2 protein-coding genes are annotated in these 2,799 nt (G+C 72.7%); both read right to left on the bottom strand.

Annotated features, from left to right (window positions below):
• Positions 1-100: 100 nt before the first annotated feature.
• A complete protein-coding gene (ptsP, locus tag ACFRAR_RS38550; RefSeq protein WP_380705094.1) occupies positions 101-1,771 on the bottom strand; it encodes a phosphoenolpyruvate--protein phosphotransferase in 1,671 nt (556 codons plus the stop codon).
• 101 nt (positions 1,772-1,872) lie between these two features.
• On the bottom strand, positions 1,873-2,322 hold the full coding sequence (locus ACFRAR_RS38545) for a PTS glucose transporter subunit IIA (RefSeq protein ID WP_380705092.1): 450 nt from the start codon (positions 2,320-2,322) through the stop codon (positions 1,873-1,875).
• Between the last annotated feature and the right edge of the window lie 477 nt (positions 2,323-2,799).

Genomic DNA, 2,799 nt, shown 5'->3' with positions numbered 1-2,799 from the left:
CCGCCCCCGCTCCGCCCGCCCGGCCTCCCCCCCCCCCCCACCCGTATGGGGGCTTCCCCCCCGCCCCCGGGGGTCCCCCCCCCTTCTCGCATCCGTGCCCCTACTCGCCCGAGAGCACCTGCTGCGCGGCGGCCCGCGCCTCCTCGGCGCTGTCCGCGGCGCGGGCCGCCTCGGCTGCCCGGCGGCACTGCGCCAGCGTGTACTTGGCGAGCGCGGTGCGCACGTAGGGGATCGAGGCCGCGCCCATCGACAGGCTGGTGACGCCCAGACCGGTCAGCACCACGGCCAGCAGCGGGTCGGAGGCCGCCTCACCGCAGACGCCGCAGCTCTTGCCGGTCGCCCGCGCGGCGTCGGCCGCCGCGGCGACCAGGTCCAGCAGGGCCGGCTGCCACGGGTCCTGGAGGCGGGCCAGCGCACCGACCTGACGGTCGGCCGCGAAGGTGTACTGAGCGAGGTCGTTGGTCCCCAGCGACAGGAACTCGACCTCCTCGAGGATCGCCCGGGCCCGCAGCGCGGCCGACGGGATCTCCACCATCGCACCGAACTTGGCGTCCAGCCCGGCCTCCCGGCACGCGGCCGCGAAGTCCTTGGCGTCCTTGCGGTCGGCCACCATCGGGGCCATCACCTCAAGGTGCACCGGCAGGCCCTCGGCCGCCGTGGCCAGCGCCCGGAGCTGGGTCCGCAGCACCTCGGGGTGCTCCAGCAGGGTGCGCAGACCGCGCACGCCCAGCGCCGGGTTCGGCTCGTCGGCCGGCGTCAGGAAGTCCAGCGGCTTGTCCGCGCCCGCGTCGAGCACCCGGACCACGACCCGGCCCTCCGGGAAGGCCTCCAGCACCTGGCGGTAAGCCTCGACCTGCTGCTCCTCGCCGGGCGCCTTCGCCGAGTCGTCCAGGAACAGGAACTCGGTGCGGAACAGACCGACGCCCTCGGCACCGTTCGCCAGCGCGGCCGGCACGTCGGCCGGGCCGCCCACGTTGGCCAGCAGCGGCACCCGGTGCCCGTCCGAGGTCTGCCCCGGGCCGGAGGAGGCGGCCAGCGCGGCCTTGCGCTCGGCGGCGGCCGCCCGCAGTTCGGTCTGCTTCTCCTCGGACGGCTCCAGCAGCACGTCACCGGAGCTGCCGTCCACCGCGACGACGGTGCCCTCGGCGACCTCGATCGCACCCGGCAGAGCCACGACGGCCGGCACGCCCATCGCCCGCGCCAGGATGGCGCTGTGGCTGGTCGGCCCGCCCTCCTCGGTCACGAAGCCGAGCACCAGCGTCGGGTCGAGCAGCGCGGTGTCGGCGGGCGCCAGGTCCCGCGCGAACAGCACGTACGGCTCGTCGCTGTCCGGCACGCCCGGCATCGGCACACCGAGCAGCCGGGCCACGATCCGGTTGCGCACGTCGTCCAGGTCGGCGACCCGCCCGGCCAGGTACTCCCCGGCGGAGGCGAGCAGCGCCCGGTAGGCGGCGAACGCGTCGTAGACGCCGCGCTCGGCGCTGCTGCCGACAGCGATCCGGCGGGACACGTCGGCCATCAGCTCCGGGTCCTGCGCCATCAGCGCCTGGGCCTCCAGCACGGCCTGCGCCTCGCCGCCCGCCAGATTGCCGCGCGCGATCAGGTCGGCGGCGACCGCCTCCACGGCGGCCTGGGCGCGCGCCTGCTCACGCGGGGCGTCCTCGGTCGGGATCTGGGTGGCCGGGGGCTCCAGCACCGCCGTCCCCATGTGCCGCACCTGGCCGATCGCGACCCCGTGGCTGACACCCACGCCGCGCAGTGTCTTCTCCATCTACCTGTCTCCGCTGAGAGGAGCGGCCCCGCCGGGAACCGCTGAGTGCCGGGCCGCCCCGTCACTTCCTGCGGGGCGGGTGTGTGTCGAAGGTCGAGAGCTCAGCTCCAGCTGAACAGGGGCTCACCGGAGACGACCTCGCCGTCCTGCCGCAGGTCGCCGAGCGAGTCGGCGGTGGCCTCCAGCGCCACGATCGGCGAGATCGGCGACTTGCCCGCGGCCTCGACGGCGGCCGGGTCCCACTTGATGACGGCCTGGCCGCGGGTCACCGTGTCACCCTTGTTGACGAGCAGCTCGAAGCCCTCGCCGTTCAGCTGAACGGTGTCGATCCCGAGGTGGGTCAGCACACCGTGGCCCTCGGCGTCCACGACGACGAACGCGTGCGGGTGCATGGAGACGACGACACCATCCACCGGAGCGACCGCCTCGGTCGGCCGACGAACCGGGTCGATCGCGGTCCCAGGGCCGACCATCGCCCCCGAGAACACCGGGTCCGGCACGCCGGCGAGCCCGACGACCTTGCCGGTCAGCGGCGACGTCACAGTGGTCATGGTTGTGCCTCCCAAGTGCGCAGTACAGCGAGCGGCCGCGAGGAGCGGCGCGACGATCGACTGAAGCCTAAATCATGTCAACTACGGACATCCGCTGACATTCCCGGGCGAAGAACCGCCCTCGCCCACCTACCGGTCGGCGGCCCATCGAGCCCGGAGTGGTCTAGTCCTCTCGGCCGATGCGCCGCACTCTACAGGCATCTTGGCGAATCGGACCCATTGCTGTATATGCTCGCGAGAGCAACAAATCATGCCTCCGTCCGGAGGACTCCGGGTGCGCCCCGATTCGCGCTCCGGCTGGCGACCCGCTATGGTTGGTCGAGTCGCCGCAACTTGGCGGTTAACACCAGATTTCAGATGCGAAAAGCTCCGGTAAACGGAACGGAAAGCGTCTGGTAAGCTGGAAACACGAAAGAACGAAGCCCGGAGGGCCTGCTGGAAGGCAGTCCGAAGGAAGCGTCCGTTCCTTGAGAACTC

This window comes from Kitasatospora sp. NPDC056651 (assembly GCF_042792155.1).
In the GTDB taxonomy this organism is placed as follows: Bacteria; Actinomycetota; Actinomycetes; order Streptomycetales; family Streptomycetaceae; genus Kitasatospora.
This window is presented reverse-complemented; position numbering and strand designations above follow the sequence as displayed.

Bases quoted from the DNA above. Each gene is read 5' to 3' on its own strand.
- ACFRAR_RS38545 (WP_380705092.1), bottom strand. From the start codon at position 2,322: ATGACCACTGTGACGTCGCCGCTGACCGGCAAGGTCGTCGGGCTCGCC.
- ptsP (WP_380705094.1), bottom strand. From the start codon at position 1,771: ATGGAGAAGACACTGCGCGGCGTGGGTGTCAGCCACGGGGTCGCGATC.